This window comes from Streptomyces sp. NBC_01306 (assembly GCF_026340465.1).
Classification (GTDB): Bacteria; Actinomycetota; Actinomycetes; order Streptomycetales; family Streptomycetaceae; genus Streptomyces.
In genome coordinates, this window is the sequence record NZ_JAPEPC010000001.1 from 1,417,561 (window position 1) to 1,431,869 (window position 14,309).

The following is a 14,309-nucleotide window of genomic DNA, read 5'->3' on the forward strand; positions in this document are numbered from 1 at the left end:
GGGCGGCGCTGTGTTTGTCCGGCGTGGAGTACTGCCGGCCTCCGGTGTGCCGGAATGTCGTGGGGCTGGGCGGCGCGTTCCGGGCGGCGCCCCGGCGCACGACAGGGCGCGCTCCGGGAGCCGCCCCCGTACCGCGACAGCGCGCGCCGGGAGCCGGGAGCCGGTCCAGCCGCCCGTCCGGCAAGCCCGTGCGCCGGCCCGGCCGCCCGTCTCAGGGCATGCTCGTGGCCTTCAGCGCCAGCCAGAGCTCCATCCGTACGTCCGGATCGTCCAGCGACCGCCCCAGGATCTCCTCCACCCGCCGCATCCGGTACCGCAGCGTGTGCCGGTGCACCCCCAGGTCCGCGGCGGCCGCGTCCCACTGGCCGTGGTGCGCGAGCCAGGCGCGCAGGGACGCCACGAGGTCGCCGCGGCCGGTCGCGTCGTGCTCGTGCAGCGGGCGCAGCATCCCGTCGGCGAAGGCCCGTACCGCGTCGTCGGCGAGCAGCGGCACCACGGATCCGGTGGCCAGTTCCTCGTGTTCGACCAGGACCCGGCCGCGCCGGCGGGCGACCGACAGCGCCTGTTCGGCCTGGCGGTACGCGGAGGCGGCGGCGATCGTGCCGGCCGGGGCGGACTGGCCGATGACGACCTGGTCGTCGTCGGCCGCGGAGCCCGCGGCGCCCGCGGCGCCCGCGGGGTGCAGGGCCTCCGCCTGGGCCTGGCCGGCTTCGATCCGCTGGGCGTAGGCCGTGCAGGCCGTGACCGCGGCCCCGCCGTCGGTGGCGAGCACGACGAGACGCTCACCCTCGGGCACGACGAGCACCATCTCGCCCGCGCGGGAGGCACCGGCCTCCAGCGACTCGGCCAGTTCCTGGAGCGCGCCGGACGTGCCCTCGGCGATGAGCAGCCGGTACGGGGCGTCGAGCAGACCGTTGTAGAGGTCCCCCGCGACCGTGCGCGCGTGGTCGGGCTCCCCGGCGAGCAGCATCCGCAGCACGGCCGCGCCCAGCCGGTCCTCGGCCGCCCGCAGGGACCGGGAACGTTCGGTGGTCAGGGTGAGCAGGGCGATGGCCGAGTGCACCGCGTACCGCTCGGCGGTGCCCAGCGGGGCGCCCGTGCCGACGGCCAGCGCGCCGTGCGGGCGGCGGCCGGTGCCGAGGGACTGGAGTTCCACGCGGTCGTCGGAACCGCCGACGACGGCGCTCGCGGGCGCCGGGCGCTCGCCGAGCCTGGCGACGTCCGATGTGAGCCGTGCGGCGCGGCGGGCGGCCCACTCGGGGGCGACGGCCACGACGGTGCCGGCCGCGTCGTACAGGGCGGCCCAGCCGTTGACGTGCGACGCGAGCCGCACCAGCAGGTCACCGGGGCCGTCGCCGCTCAGCGCGGCCCGGGTCAGCTCGCGCTGGGCCTCGAAGCCCGCGGTGACCGAGCGGTACTGGTCGGCGGCGATGGCGGCCGACACCGCCTTGCTGATGGCCAGGAACGGCGTGCGCCGGGGCACCTCCAGGAGCGGCAGGCCCTCCTCCTCGGCAGCGGCGACCAGCAGGGGCGGGATGTCCTCGTAGTGGACGCCGACGGCGAACCCGAGCCCGACGACTCCGGCCTTGGCGAGCCGCCGCACGTACCGCCGCATCGCCTCCTGGTCCCCGGTGTCCAGCGTCATCGCGGTGATGAGGAGGAGCTCGCCGCCCTCCATGTACGGGACAGGGTCGGCCAATTCGCTGACGTGGGCCCAGCGCACCGGCGTCTCAAGATGGCCCTCCCCCGCACGCACGGTGAGCTTGAGCGTGGAGTGGTGGACGAGCGAGGCAAGGGTGGGCGGCATGGGGGGACCGTAGGACCTTCGGCTGAAGAATGAGTGAGAACTACGCCGCCCCGTATGAACGGCTACACCAATTCTGCCAGGGCGTACGGGTCCCCGCGCCGGATCAGCCCCGCAGATCCACCAGAAGGGGCGGCGCGTGCTCGCCGCGCACCGTCCTCAGCGAGAGCACCGCGTGGCCCGCGGGCACCGAATGGGCCAGGTCGGAGGCCGACCAGCGCTCCCGTTCGACCCTCCGTACGGTGACCGCGTCCGTCGTCACCGCCTTTCCTGTGACGAGTTTGCGGAAGGAGTGGATCGCCCGGGTCAGCGGCTGGTCGGCGAAGACCGTGCGCTGGGTGACGTCCCTGGTCTCCACCCATTCGGTGCCCCAGGCCTCGGCGAAGGACCTGCCCTCCCAGGTGGTCACCCCGGAGAACGCCATCCGGCAGCCGACCGCGCCGAGCAGCGCGGTGTGCAGGTCGTCCGGGACGTCGCTCAGGCTGCGCAGGGCGAGGACGGCTCCGGCGTGCGCGGAGCGCAGCCGCTGGATGGAGCGGACCGAGTCCGCCGTGACGGTGCGGGTGGCGTCGTCGAGGACGAGGCAGGCGAAGAGCGAGCGGTCGGCGCGGGCCGCCGCGCTCGCGGTGAACTGGGCGAGGACGAGCCGGGCGAGGACCCGGGACGCCTCCGCGTGCGCCCGTTCCGGGAGGTCGATCCGGACCCGTACGGGGTGTTCGAGCGAGCGCAGCGAGAAGGGCCGGGACGTGCCCGAGGTGTTGAAGAACCCGGCGAAGGCGGGCCGGTCGAGGGAGGCGACGCGGTCGGCGAGCGCCGGGCCCGGGTCACCGGGCGTCCCCGACTGCCGTGCGCGGGCGTCGAGTTCGCGCTGCAGGCCGAAGTGGCCGCCCGCGTCGAGCGCCTCGCGCAGGGTGGCCAGCGCGGCCGGCACCCCGTCGAGGAGTTCCCGCAGGTCGGGCACCGACGGGAAGCGGCCGTGGGCCGCCAGGTAGGGGCCGAGCAGCTGGGCGAGCGCGGTGGCCGCGCGCCGGCTGTCGACCTCGGGGAGGTCGCCGGTGAACGCCTCGGCGAGTACGGCGGCGGCCTCGTCGGGGTCGGTCGCACCGCCGTAGAGGTCGAAGTCATGGACGGACGAGGGGTCGCCGGGTTTGACCACGACGTCGTACGCGTCGTCGGGACCGAGCTGGGTGCCGGCCGCCGCCACCGCGATGACGGCGGCCTGGCCCGCGAGTGCCTGGAGGGCGAGGGACTCCACCACGGGCCGCACCAGGTCGCGGGTCTTGCCCGCGCCGGGCGGGCCGACGGCCAGCAGCGAGGTGCCGAGCAGTTCCGGTTCGAGCGCGAGACCGCTGCCGCGCCTGGCGTACGGGTTGCGCTCGCCGGGGTCGACCGTGCCGAGCCTGACCTGGCGCACGAACAGGTCGTGCCGGGCCGCGCGCACCGGCAGGTCGCGGGCGCCCGAGGGGTGCACGCACGCGGCGGCGCCGCTCCGGCGCACCGCTTCGGTGAAGGACCCGAGCCGGCCCGGGTCGGCCTGGACCGAGCGCCAGGCGCGCCGGACCCGGGTGTAGTCGACGTCGTTCATCCGCCCGGAGCGCACCTCGTCGGAGAGCCGGTCGGCGAGTTCGGTCAGCCCCTGGGCACGCAGCTCGGGCCAGTCGGCGAGCGCGGGGGCCGAGGGGTCCTGGGCCGCTGTCCGACCGGTGTCCGCCGGCGCGTGCTCCTGCGGTGTGCGCTGCTGCGGCAGCTGTCCCGGGCGCAGCAGGGTGCGCCAGCGGCCGAGCCGGGCGAACGGCCAGACGACGGCCAGGGTGATCAGTCCGTACAGCGTGTACTGCATGGCGGCCGCCGCGAAGCGGTCGCCGCCACCGGCCAGCCAGGACTGCGGGAGCAGCCAGACGATCATGGTGAGCCCGGGCAGAGTGTCCGTCCAGACGAGAATGCAGACGAGGAGGGCGAGGGCGGCGGCGGCCGTCGCACGGGCACGCGGGCCGCGACCCTCGACGGCGCGCTCGAAGGCCCCGTGCCAGTTCCCGAGCCGACCGAAGCCGTAGAGGAGCACACACGCGATCAGAAAGCGGTAGACCCTCAGCGCGTTCTCGGCGCCCTGCGGAGCCGGTTCGCCCATCCGCTGGCGGCTCCACCAGTCCCCCGGTGTGAACAGCTCCAGCGGGACGCGCCAGTAGGGGATGTAGCCGTTGTTCCAGAGCGACCAGACCAGGATGCAGGCGAGCAGCGAGATGACCGCCCCGCTGAGCAGCGTGCGGCCGGGTACGTGCTGGGACTCCGGGGGGCGCTCGACATGGCCGTACGCCCAGACGCCCGGCCCTTCCCGGTGGCGCGGGGCCGCCAGCCAGTCGGTGAGCACCGGTCCTGTCGCAGGTGCGTAGCTGGGCGGTGGCGGGACGGCCGGCGGCCCGGCAGGGCGCGGCACGGGACCGGCCCCCCGGGTGCCGCGTGCGTCGTACGTACCTTCGGTGTCCATGACCCCTGCCCCCTGACCAGCCAGGTCTGCCCTGTGCGGTGCGCCTCGATATCGCGCCTCAATCTAGTGCCACGTGCCCGCTACCGGGTGTCATCACGCTGCTATGTCCGTCGCGGACAACGACACACCCGGACCACTACCGAACGGAGCATGCCGCCCTCCGGGACGCACCCCTAGCCTGCTTGAGAGGAAGCGTCCGATTTCGTCCCACAGGAGTCCCCCATGACCGCTGTTCCGCAGGAGCGCCGCGTCGTCACCGCCATCCCCGGCCCGAAGTCGCAGGAGCTGCAGGCCCGTCGCAATGCGACGGTCGCCGCGGGTGTCGGCTCCGTGCTGCCGGTCTTCACGACCCGCGCGGGCGGCGGCATCATCGAGGACGTCGACGGCAACCGACTCATCGACTTCGGTTCCGGCATCGCCGTGACCTCCGTGGGCGCGTCCGCCGAGGCCGTCGTGCGCCGGGCGTCCGCGCAGCTCGCCGAGTTCACCCACAGCTGTTTCATGGTGACCCCGTACGAGGGGTACGTCGAGGTCTGTGAGGCGCTCGCCGAGCTGACGCCTGGCGACCACGCCAAGAAGTCGGCGCTCTTCAACTCCGGCGCCGAGGCCGTCGAGAACGCCGTGAAGATCGCCCGTGCGTACACCAAGCGCCAGGCAGTCGTGGTCTTCGACCACGGCTACCACGGCCGCACCAACCTCACGATGGCGCTGACCTCGAAGAACATGCCGTACAAGAACGGCTTCGGCCCGTTCGCGCCCGAGGTCTACCGGGTGCCCGTGGCGTACGGCTACCGCTGGCCGAGCGGCCCGGAGAACGCCGGTGCCGAGGCCTCCGCCCAGGCCATCGACATGATCAACAAGCAGATCGGCGCGGACAACGTCGCCGCGATCATCATCGAGCCGGTCCTCGGCGAGGGCGGCTTCATCGAGCCCGCCAAGGGCTTCCTGCCCGCCGTCGCGCAGTTCGCCAAGGACAACGGCATCGTCTTCGTGGCGGACGAGATCCAGTCCGGCTTCTGCCGCACCGGCCAGTGGTTCGCGTGTGAGGACGAGGGCATCGTCCCCGACCTGATCACCACCGCCAAGGGCATCGCGGGCGGTCTGCCGCTCTCCGCGGTGACCGGCCGCGCCGAGATCATGGACGCCGCGCACTCCGGCGGCCTCGGCGGTACGTACGGCGGCAACCCGGTCGCCTGCGCCGGCGCGCTCGGCTCGATCGAGACGATGAAGGAGCTGGACCTCAACGCGAAGGCCCGGCGCATCGAGGAGATCATGAAGGCACGGCTGACGGCCGTCCAGGAGAAGTACGACATCGTCGGCGACATCCGGGGCCGTGGCGCGATGATCGCGGTCGAGCTGGTCAAGTCGGGCACGAAGGACCCCAACCCGGAGGCGACCGCCGCTCTGGCCAAGGCTTGCCACGCGGTGGGTCTGCTGGTCCTGACCTGCGGCACCTACGGCAACGTGCTGCGTTTCCTGCCCCCGCTGGTCATCGGCGAGGACCTGCTGAACGAGGGCCTGGACCTGCTGGAGCAGGCCTTCGCGGGCGTGTGACCTCCAGTAACGGTCGGGGCATGTGAAGAACGTGTGGGGGGGCGATGGCGGGATGCGATTCCAGCTGTCGGCCCCCTTTTCCCTGCCGTACGGTTCTGACAGATGAGAGAAACACCTCGCTCACGGATGACTGTGAGCGATCCCAGGCAAGGGCCTCCCCAGCTCGCGCCTGGTTGTGCCTTCGCGCACACCACCGGAGCTTCGGGCTCCGGGTCTCCTCACCGATCGGATGGCCGCCCGCCCCACACCCCCCGGGGCGCGCGGCACACCGGTCCAGGCGGCCGCCCCGGAACTACCCCCCCTGTTCCCGGGCGGCCGGCTACTCTCTCCCGGCTGCGACGCGTGCTGTTCTCCGCACTCGGCTGCGTTCTCCTCTTCGCACTCATCACCTGGCAGGTCATGGCCCGCGGGCCGTTGCTGCGGCTGGATGTGCGCGTCGACCACCACATCGTCGGCACGGGCCCCGGGTGGCTCAGCGGCGGACTCTCCGACCTGGGCAACACCGAGGTGGCCCTGCCGGTCCTGGTGCTGGCGATGGCGTATGCCCTGTGGCGCGGCAGCAGAAGGGACGTCCTGGTGGCCGCCCTGGCGATGGCCGCGGTGCCGGCCCTGGTGGTACCGCTGAAGCTCTGGACGGCACGGTCGGGGCCGCTCGACCCGTCCACCGGGTACTTCCCCTCGGGCCACTCGGCCACCGCGATGGTGGCGTACGGAGGGGCCGCGCTGCTCCTCATGCCGTACGTCCGGCGGAACTGGCCGGTGCCCGTCGCCGTAATCCTGACGGTGGCGACGGGCACCGGTCTTCTCCTGCACGGCTACCACTGGCCTCTCGACGTGCTGGCGAGCTGGCTGCTGTGCGGGGCCCTGCTGCTGGTCACTGCCAGCTGTATGCGTCGAAGTTCTTCGCGAACTCCTGGTTGTTGAACAGGTCCCAGTTGACGGACCAGGCCATCAGCCCGCGCAGGCCAGGCCAGCTGCCGTGGGGGGTGTAGGAGCCGCAGTCGGTCTTCTTCGTCAGACAGTTGAGCGCCGCGTCCACATCGGCGGTCGAGGTGAAGCCGTTGCCCGCGTTCACCGAGGCCGGCAGGCCGATGGCCACCTGGTCGGGTCGGAGCGGGGCGAACATCTTGGTGGTGTCGCCCGCGACCGGGAAGCCGGTGAGCAGCATGTCCGTCATGGCGATGTGGAAATCGGCGCCGCCCATGGTGTGGTACTGGTTGTCGAGGCCCATGATCGGGCCCGAGTTGTAGTCCTGGACGTGCAGCAGCGTCAGGTCGTCGCGCAGGGCGTTGATCACCGGCAGATAGGCGCCGGCGCGCGGGTCCTGGCCGCCGAACGGGCCCGATCCGTAGAACTGGTACCCGAGCTGCACGAAGAAGGTCTCCGGCGCCATCGTCAGTACGAACGTGTCGCCGTACTTGGCCTTGAGCGTCTTCAGCGCGGAGATCAGATTGACGACGACCGGGGTGGTGGGGTTCCGGAAGTCCGTGTCGCCGGTGTCCAGGGAGAGCGAGTGGCCCTCGAAGTCGATGTCCAGGCCGTCCAGGCCGTACTCGTCGATGATCTTGGAGACGGAGGCGACGAAGGCGTCGCGGGCCGCCGTGGTGGTGAGCTGCACCTGGCCGTTCTGGCCGCCGATGGAGATCAGCACCTTCTTGCCGGCCGCCTGTTTGGCCTTGATCTCGGCCTTGAACTCGTCGGCCGACTCGACACCGGGACACTCACTGACCGGGCACAGGTTGAAGCGGATGTCGCCGGACGTGGGGGACGTCGGCTCGCCGAAGGCCAGGTCGATCACATCCCAGGAGTCGGGTACGTCGGCCAGCTTCGTGTAGCCGGAACCGTTGGCGAAGCTGGAGTGCAGATAGCCGACCAGGGCGTGCGCGGGCAGGCCGGCGGCCGCCACTCCGGGGCCGGCGGCCTGGGAGGTCTGCGCCGTACCGACGAGTGCGCTCAGCGCGAGTGCGGCCGTGGCGAGCATGGCTGAGCCGAGTCTTGGGCGTTTCACAACTGCCTCCGGACATGGGGGGATTGAGGTGCGAAGCGCGCCCAACATGGTCCAGACCAATTGGACTGTCAAGGCTTCACACACCCGCCGGCGGTGGTTCAGACCAGTCCGTCACCAATGTCGCCCGCCCGGAGCGCGGCGGCCTCGTGCATCGCCATCTCCAGCAGCGCCGGATCGGTGAGCGTCCCCTCGGCGTCCGGCGGGACGAGCCAGCGCACCCCGCCGGACGCCCGGCCGGGCTGCGGCACCACGATCCAGGTGCCGTTGCCGACGCCCCGCACGCCGGTGCCGATCCAGCGCGCGGCCGTTCCCGGCGGCACGAAGAAGCCCATACTGGACTCCCCGAAATCCGCCAGCACCGGTCCCGGCCGGTCGATGAGACGGGACAGCACGTCCAGGGTCGGATAACCCAGCTCCCCCGGAACGATGAGCACATCCCAGCGCACCCCTGCAGGCAGGAGCGCCACCCCGTGCGGGTCGCGCTCCCACGCCCGCCGGCACGCGCCGGGATCCGGCGCCACCGAAGCGAGCCACTCCACTGCGGTCCTTGCCCCCGAGCCAGCCATCGCCCGGCCTCCATTCGTGTACGCGGTTTCCTGCGTGCACGGGGAGAGAGCGGGGGCGGGGCACTTCATTACGCGGGTTCGGGCACCCAATGGCAGTGAGCTGGGTCACAGTCAGGGCGGTCGGGCCGGGGCCGTGGGACCGGCCGGATCAGGAGTCGAATCCGAGGCCGAGCCGGTCCATCGACTTGAGCCAGAGATTGCGCCGGCCGCCGTTCTCGTCAGCCCGCGCCAGCGACCACTTCGTCAGCCCGATCCCCGCCCAGGCGAACGGCTCGGGCGGGAACGGCAGCGGCTTGCTCCGCACCATCTCCAGACGGGTGCGCTCCGTCTCGGCCCCCGAGAGGAGGTCGAGCATCACATCGCCGCCGAACCGGGTGGCTCCGACACCGAGACCGGTGAAGCCCGCCGCATAGGCGACGCGGCCGCCGTGCGCCGTACCGAAGAAGGCCGAGAACCGCGAGCAGGTGTCGATCGCGCCGCCCCACGCATGGCTGAAGCGGACCCCTTCGAGCTGCGGGAAGCAGGTGAAGAAGTGCTCGGCGAGGGTCAGATAGGTGGCAGGGCGCTGGTCGAGTTCGGCGCTCAGCCTGCCGCCGTACGGATAGATCGCGTCGTAGCCGCCCCACAGGATGCGGTGGTCGGCGGTCAGCCGGAAGTAGTGGAACTGGTTGGCGCTGTCGCCGAGCCCCTGCCTGCCCCGCCAGCCGATCGACGCCAGTTGCTCGTCGGAGAGCGGCTCGGTCATCAGCGCGTAGTCGTAGACCGGGACGGTGTACGGGCGTACCCGCTTGACCAGCGAGGGGAAGATGTTCGTACCCAGCGCCACCTGCCCGGCGAAGACCCTGCCGTACGGGGTACGGACGGCCATCCCCGGTCCTGAGCGCACCAGGTCGAGACCTCGGGTGCGCTCGTACATCCGGACGCCGAGGTCCACGCAGGCCCGCTTGAGCCCCCAGGCCAGCTTGGCCGGATGCAGCATCGCGACGCCGCGCCGGTCCCAGAGCCCGGCGAGGAAGGTCGGGGAGTCCACTTCGGCCCGCAGGGCGTCCTGGTCGAGGAACTCCAGTCCCTCGAAGCCGAGTTCGGCGGTCTCCCGGTGCCAGTCGCGCAGCTCGTCGGCCTGGTGCGGCCGGGTGGCGACATCGATCTCGCCGGTGCGCTCGAAGTCGCAGTCGATCCCGTACCGGGCGACGGCGTCCTCGATGGCGTCGAGGTTGCGTGCGCCCAGCTGCTCCAGCTGCTTGATCTCGCCGGGCCAGCGTTCGAGACCGTTGGCCAGGCCGTGGGTCAGCGATGCGGCGCAGAAGCCGCCGTTGCGGCCCGAGGCGGCCCAGCCCACCTCGTGGCCCTCGATGAGGACCACGTCGAGGCCGGGGTCGCGCTCCTTCGCGAGGAGTGCGGTCCACAGACCGCTGTAGCCGCCCCCCACGACGAGGAGGTCGCAGCTGACGTCCCCGGTGAGGGCCGGCAGGACGGCGGGCTTGCCGGGGTCCTCCAGCCAGAACGACACCGGCTCGGCGTCGGCGAGCGATGCGGCAAGGGCACGGGTCATGGCAGCTGGGGCCATGGGTTCCACTCCTTCGGGTCCTGCTCGGTGCGGGTCCTGCTCAGCACGCTGTGCTGTTCAGTGCGTTGTGCTGTTCAGTGCGCTGTGCTGTTCAGTGCGCTGTGCTGTTCTTCCGGCGGTTGCTGATGAGCTGGCCGCCGAGTACCACCAGCACCGCGATGACGAACATCGCCGTGCCGATGACGTTGATCTGTACAGGGGTACCGCGCTGCGCCGATCCCCAGACGTACATGGGGAAGGTCACGGTCGACCCCGCATTGAAGTTGGTGATGATGAAGTCGTCGAAGGACAGCGAGAAGGCGAGCAGCGCGCCCGCCGCGATCCCGGGTGACACGATCGGCAGGGTGACCCGCAGGAAGGTCTGCACCGGGCTCGCGTAGAGGTCGCGCGCGGCTTCTTCCAGCCGCGGGTCCATGGACATCACCCGGGCCTTGACGGCCGTGACCACGAAGCTCAGGCAGAACATGATGTGCGCGATGAGGATGGTCCAGAAGCCCAGCTGGGCACCCATGTTGAGGAACAGGGTGAGCAGCGAGGCGGCCATCACGACCTCGGGCATGGCCATCGGCAGGAAGATCAGCGAGTTGATCGCGCCGCGCGCCCGGAACCGGTAGCGGACCAGCGCGAAGGCGATCATCGTGCCGAGCACGGTGGAGCCGATCGTGGCCCAGACGGCGATCTCCAGCGAGAGATTCAGCGAGCCGCAGATGTCGGCGACCCCGCAGGGGTCCTTCCAGGCGTCCAGCGAGAACCGCTGCCAGCTGATGTTGAAGCGCCCGTTGGGCTTGTTGAAGGAGAAGACCATCACGACGACGTTGGGCAGGATCAGATACGCGAGGGTGATCAGCCCGGCGACGGTGATGAGATTGCGGCGCAGCCACCGCGTGGAGTTCCTCAGCATCAGACCAGGTCCTCCGTGCCGGCTCGGCGGATGTAGACGGTGACCATGATCAGCACGATCGCCATGAGGATGAAGGAGAGCGCGGCCGCCGTCGGATAGTCGAGCACCCGCAGGAACTGCGACTGGATGACGCTGCCGACCATCTTGGTGTCGGTCGAGCCGAGCAGTTCGGAGTTGACGTAGTCACCGGCGGCCGGGATGAAGGTGAGCAGGGTGCCGGAGACGACGCCCGGCATGGAGAGCGGGAAGGTCACCTTGCGGAAGGTGGTGGCCGGGGTGGCGTAGAGGTCGCCCGCTGCTTCGTGCAGCCGCCCGTCGATCCGCTCCAGCGAGGTGTAGAGCGGCAGGATCATGAACGGCAGGAAGTTGTAGGTGAGTCCGCAGACCACTGCCATGGGGGTGGCCAGCACCCGGCTGCCGTCGGTCCAGCCGAGCCAGCTGGTCACATCGAGGATGTGCAGGGTGTTCAGGACGCCCACGACCGGGCCGCCGTCGGCGAGGATCGTCTTCCAGGCGAGCGTGCGGATCAGGAAGCTGGTGAAGAACGGCGCGATGACCAGGATCAGCACCACATTGCGCCAGCGGCCCGCCTTGAAGGCGATGAGGTACGAGAGCGGGTAGCCGAGCAGCAGACAGAGGATCGTCGCCGTGCCCGCGTACAGCAGGGAGCGGATGAACTGCGGGTAGTACTCGTGCAGCGCGTCCCAGTACGTCTGGAAGTGCCAGGTGACCTGGAAGCCGTCCTCCAGCGAACCGGTCTGCACCGACGTCGACGCCTGGTAGATCATCGGCAGCGCGAAGAAGACCACCAGCCAGATGATGCCGGGCAGCAGCAGCCAGTACGGTACGAGCCGCTTGCGGACCGGGGGCTTGCGTACGGCGCCGGCCTCCTCCGCGGGGGCCTCGGCGAGCGGGGCCTCGGTGACGGTCACGCGGCCTCCTCCGTACCGGCGCCCGCCTTGCCGGCGTCGACCGCCTGGTCGGCGTCGAGGCCGAAGGAGTGCCCGGGGTTCCAGTGCAGGACGACGTCCGCGCCCGGCGAAAGACGGGAGTCGCGCTCGACGTTCTGTACGTAGACCTCAAGACCGGGGCAGACCGGGCTGTCGATGACGTACTGCGTGGAGACGCCGATGAAGCTGGAGTCGGCTATGCGTCCGCTGATGCGGTTGCGGCCGTCGGCTATCTCCGCCGCGTCGTCCGCGTGCACCAGGGCGATCTTCTCGGGCCGCACCCCGACGAGCAGCTTGTCACCGGCGCTGGTGGCGGCCTTGCACCGGTCGGCGGGCAGCCGGAGCTCGGCCCCCGACGCCAGGACGGTGATGTCGGCCCCTGCCTCGGCGACTTCGGCCTCGATGAGGTTCGAGGTGCCGAGGAAGTTCGCGACGAAGGTGGTGTTCGGATTCTCGTACAGCTCGGCGGGGGCGCCCAGTTGCTCGACCCGGCCGCCGTTCATCACCGCGACGGTGTCGGCCATGGTCATGGCCTCCTCCTGGTCGTGGGTGACATGGACGAAGGTGATGCCGACCTCGGTCTGGATGCGCTTGAGTTCCAGCTGCATCTGGCGGCGCAGCTTGAGGTCGAGAGCGCCGAGCGGCTCGTCGAGCAGCAGCACCTGCGGGTGGTTGATGAGCGCCCGTGCGACGGCGACGCGCTGCTGCTGGCCGCCGGAGAGCTGGTGCGGTTTGCGGTGCGCGAAGTCCCCGAGCTGGACGAGGTCGAGCATGTCGCCGACCTGCTTCTTGACGGACTTGATGCCGCGCCTGCGCAGCCCGAAGGCGATGTTCTCGGTCACGTCGAGGTGCGGGAAGAGCGCGTACGACTGGAAGACTGTGTTGACCGGGCGCTTGTACGGGGGCAGGTCGGTGACGTCCCGGTCGCCGAGCCGGACGGTGCCGGTGGTCGGGTCCTCCAGGCCGGCGATCATCCGCAGGGTGGTGGTCTTCCCGCAGCCGGAGGCGCCGAGGAGCGCGAAGAAGGAGCCCTGCGGGACGGTCAGGTCCAGTGGGTGCACCGCGGTGAAGGACCCGTAGGTCTTGCTGATCCCGGCGAGGCGGACGTCGCCGCCTTCATTCGTCTGTGTCATGGATACGGTCCCGGGGGGTTCGTGGGAACAGAGGGAGAGCTGAGGGAACAGAGGGAGAACTGGGGGTGGTCGCGCGGGCCGGGGTCAGGCCCCGATGAGCCGGGAGAACTTCTCCTCGTACGCCGCGTCCTCCTTGCTGGAGAGCGAGCGGAAGACGTGCGACCGGGCGGCCATCGCCTTGTCGGGGAGGATCAGCTGGTTGGCCGCCAGCTTGGGGTCGATCTTCGCGAGCTCCGGGCGGATACCGTCCACCGGGGAGAGGTAGTTGGTGTACGCGGTGAGCTTGGCGGCGACGGCGGGCTCGTAGTAGTAGTCCATCAGCCGCTCGGCGTTGGAGGTGTGGCGGGCCTTGGCCGGAACCAGCATGTTGTCGCTGGATGTCAGGTAACCGGCTGCGGGGATCGCGTACTTGACGTGCGGATTGTCGTTCTGGAGCTGGGTGATGTCACCGCCCCAGGCGACACAGGCCGCGATGTCGCCCTTGTCCAGGTCGCTGATGTAGTCGTTACCGGTGAAGCGGCGTATCTGCTTGGTGTCGACGCCCTTCTGGAGACGGCCGATCGCGGCGTCGAAGTCGGCGTCGGTGACCTTCGCCGGGTCCTTGCCCATGTCGAGCAGCGTCATCCCGACCGAGTCACGCATCTCCGAGAGGAAACCCACCCGCCCCTTGAGCTTGGGGTCGTCGAGGAGCTGGGTGATGGAGTCGACCTTGCGGCCGCCGGTCGCCTTCGTGTTGTAGGCGATGACGGTGGGGACACCGGCCCAGGGGTACGAGTAGACGCGGCCGGGGTCCCAGTCGGGGTTGCGGAACTGTTCCGAGAGGTTCGTGTACGCGTGCGGGAGCAGCGACGCGTCGAGCCGTTCCACCCAGCCGAACCGGATCAGCCTGGCGGCCAGCCAGTCGGTGAGGATGATGATGTCCCGTCCGGTGTCCTGGCCGGCCGCGAGCTGTGGCTTGATCTTGCCGAAGAACTCGACGTTGTCGTTGATGTCCTCGGTGTAGTTGACCTTGATCCCGGTGCGCTTGGTGAACGCCTCCAGGGTGGGCCGGTGCTTCCCGTCGTCGGAGACGTCCACGTACTCGGTCCAGTTGGAGAAGTTGATCACCTTCTCCTTGGCCGAGTGGTCGGTGGAGGCCGGGGCCCCGCCGTCGCGTTTGGCCGCGGGGATGCCGCAGCCGGTGAGAGCGGCGAGGCCACCGAGGGTGAGAGCGCCGGCGCCGGTGGCGCGCAGCAGCGACCTGCGGGCGACGGACCCCCCGCCGCGGGCCAGGGTGCGGCGCGCGGCGGCCAACTGGGCCGGGGAGAGACGGTCTGGCTCGAACTGCTCCATGGGCTCGGT

At 70.8% G+C, this 14,309-nt stretch carries 10 protein-coding genes and 1 pseudogene; 2 read left to right on the plus strand and 9 right to left on the minus strand.

Features of this window, described 5'->3' with window-relative positions; all coding sequences use genetic code 11:
• Nucleotides 1-211: 211 nt before the first annotated feature.
• Both OG385_RS05910 and OG385_RS05915 read right to left on the minus strand, forming a co-directional pair.
• On the minus strand, nucleotides 212-1,807 hold the full coding sequence (locus OG385_RS05910) for a PucR family transcriptional regulator (RefSeq protein ID WP_266852449.1): 1,596 nt from the start codon (nucleotides 1,805-1,807) through the stop codon (nucleotides 212-214).
• A gap of 103 nt (nucleotides 1,808-1,910) precedes the next feature.
• Nucleotides 1,911-4,289, minus strand: coding sequence for an ATP/GTP-binding protein (locus tag OG385_RS05915; RefSeq protein WP_266852451.1), 2,379 nt, complete (start codon nucleotides 4,287-4,289; stop codon nucleotides 1,911-1,913).
• 222 nt (nucleotides 4,290-4,511) lie between these two features.
• On the opposite strand from OG385_RS05915, the gene gabT reads away from it, so the two are divergent.
• Both gabT and OG385_RS05925 read left to right on the plus strand, forming a co-directional pair.
• Complete coding sequence (gabT, locus tag OG385_RS05920; RefSeq protein ID WP_266852453.1) at nucleotides 4,512-5,843, plus strand: 4-aminobutyrate--2-oxoglutarate transaminase; 1,332 nt, start codon at nucleotides 4,512-4,514, stop codon at nucleotides 5,841-5,843.
• Nucleotides 5,844-6,185: 342 nt separating this feature from the next.
• Nucleotides 6,186-6,767, plus strand: a complete 582-nt coding sequence (locus OG385_RS05925; protein WP_323183636.1) for a phosphatase PAP2 family protein — start codon at nucleotides 6,186-6,188, stop codon at nucleotides 6,765-6,767.
• On the opposite strand, the pseudogene OG385_RS05930 reads toward OG385_RS05925, so the two are convergent.
• The 7 genes and pseudogenes from OG385_RS05930 to OG385_RS05960 form a co-directional block, all read right to left on the minus strand.
• Nucleotides 6,718-7,737: pseudogene (locus OG385_RS05930) on the minus strand (chitinase); the annotation flags it as partial. The gene OG385_RS05925 and the pseudogene OG385_RS05930 overlap by 50 nt on opposite strands.
• A gap of 212 nt (nucleotides 7,738-7,949) precedes the next feature.
• Entirely contained in the window at nucleotides 7,950-8,417 is a 468-nt protein-coding gene (locus OG385_RS05935) for a hypothetical protein (protein WP_266852457.1), read from the minus strand.
• A gap of 148 nt (nucleotides 8,418-8,565) precedes the next feature.
• Nucleotides 8,566-9,984 carry an FAD-binding oxidoreductase gene (locus tag OG385_RS05940; protein WP_266852459.1) on the minus strand — a complete coding sequence of 473 codons (1,419 nt, stop codon included), beginning with the start codon at nucleotides 9,982-9,984 and terminating at the stop codon, nucleotides 8,566-8,568.
• 91 nt (nucleotides 9,985-10,075) lie between these two features.
• Nucleotides 10,076-10,885: an ABC transporter permease gene (locus OG385_RS05945; protein ID WP_266852461.1), complete on the minus strand. Its 810-nt coding sequence runs from the start codon at nucleotides 10,883-10,885 to the stop codon at nucleotides 10,076-10,078.
• The gene (locus tag OG385_RS05950; RefSeq protein ID WP_266852463.1) at nucleotides 10,885-11,817 is read right to left on the minus strand and encodes an ABC transporter permease; all 933 of its coding nucleotides are present in this window, start codon (nucleotides 11,815-11,817) and stop codon (nucleotides 10,885-10,887) included. Before OG385_RS05950 ends, OG385_RS05945 begins: the two co-directional genes overlap by 1 nt.
• Nucleotides 11,814-12,968: an ABC transporter ATP-binding protein gene (locus OG385_RS05955; protein ID WP_266852465.1), complete on the minus strand. Its 1,155-nt coding sequence runs from the start codon at nucleotides 12,966-12,968 to the stop codon at nucleotides 11,814-11,816. Before OG385_RS05955 ends, OG385_RS05950 begins: the two co-directional genes overlap by 4 nt.
• An 84-nt stretch (nucleotides 12,969-13,052) precedes the next feature.
• Nucleotides 13,053-14,300, minus strand: coding sequence for a PotD/PotF family extracellular solute-binding protein (locus OG385_RS05960; protein WP_266852467.1), 1,248 nt, complete (start codon nucleotides 14,298-14,300; stop codon nucleotides 13,053-13,055).
• Nucleotides 14,301-14,309 lie beyond the last annotated feature (9 nt).

Excerpts from the sequence above, each read along its gene's own strand:
- OG385_RS05935 (WP_266852457.1), bottom strand. The coding sequence starts at position 8,417 with ATGGCTGGCTCGGGGGCAAGGACCGCAGTGGAGTGGCTCGCTTCGGTG.
- gabT (WP_266852453.1), top strand. The coding sequence starts at position 4,512 with ATGACCGCTGTTCCGCAGGAGCGCCGCGTCGTCACCGCCATCCCCGGC.
- OG385_RS05945 (WP_266852461.1), bottom strand. The coding sequence starts at position 10,885 with ATGCTGAGGAACTCCACGCGGTGGCTGCGCCGCAATCTCATCACCGTC.
- OG385_RS05915 (WP_266852451.1), bottom strand. The coding sequence starts at position 4,289 with ATGGACACCGAAGGTACGTACGACGCACGCGGCACCCGGGGGGCCGGT.
- OG385_RS05960 (WP_266852467.1), bottom strand. The coding sequence starts at position 14,300 with ATGGAGCAGTTCGAGCCAGACCGTCTCTCCCCGGCCCAGTTGGCCGCC.
- OG385_RS05955 (WP_266852465.1), bottom strand. The coding sequence starts at position 12,968 with ATGACACAGACGAATGAAGGCGGCGACGTCCGCCTCGCCGGGATCAGC.
- OG385_RS05910 (WP_266852449.1), bottom strand. The coding sequence starts at position 1,807 with ATGCCGCCCACCCTTGCCTCGCTCGTCCACCACTCCACGCTCAAGCTC.
- OG385_RS05940 (WP_266852459.1), bottom strand. The coding sequence starts at position 9,984 with ATGGCCCCAGCTGCCATGACCCGTGCCCTTGCCGCATCGCTCGCCGAC.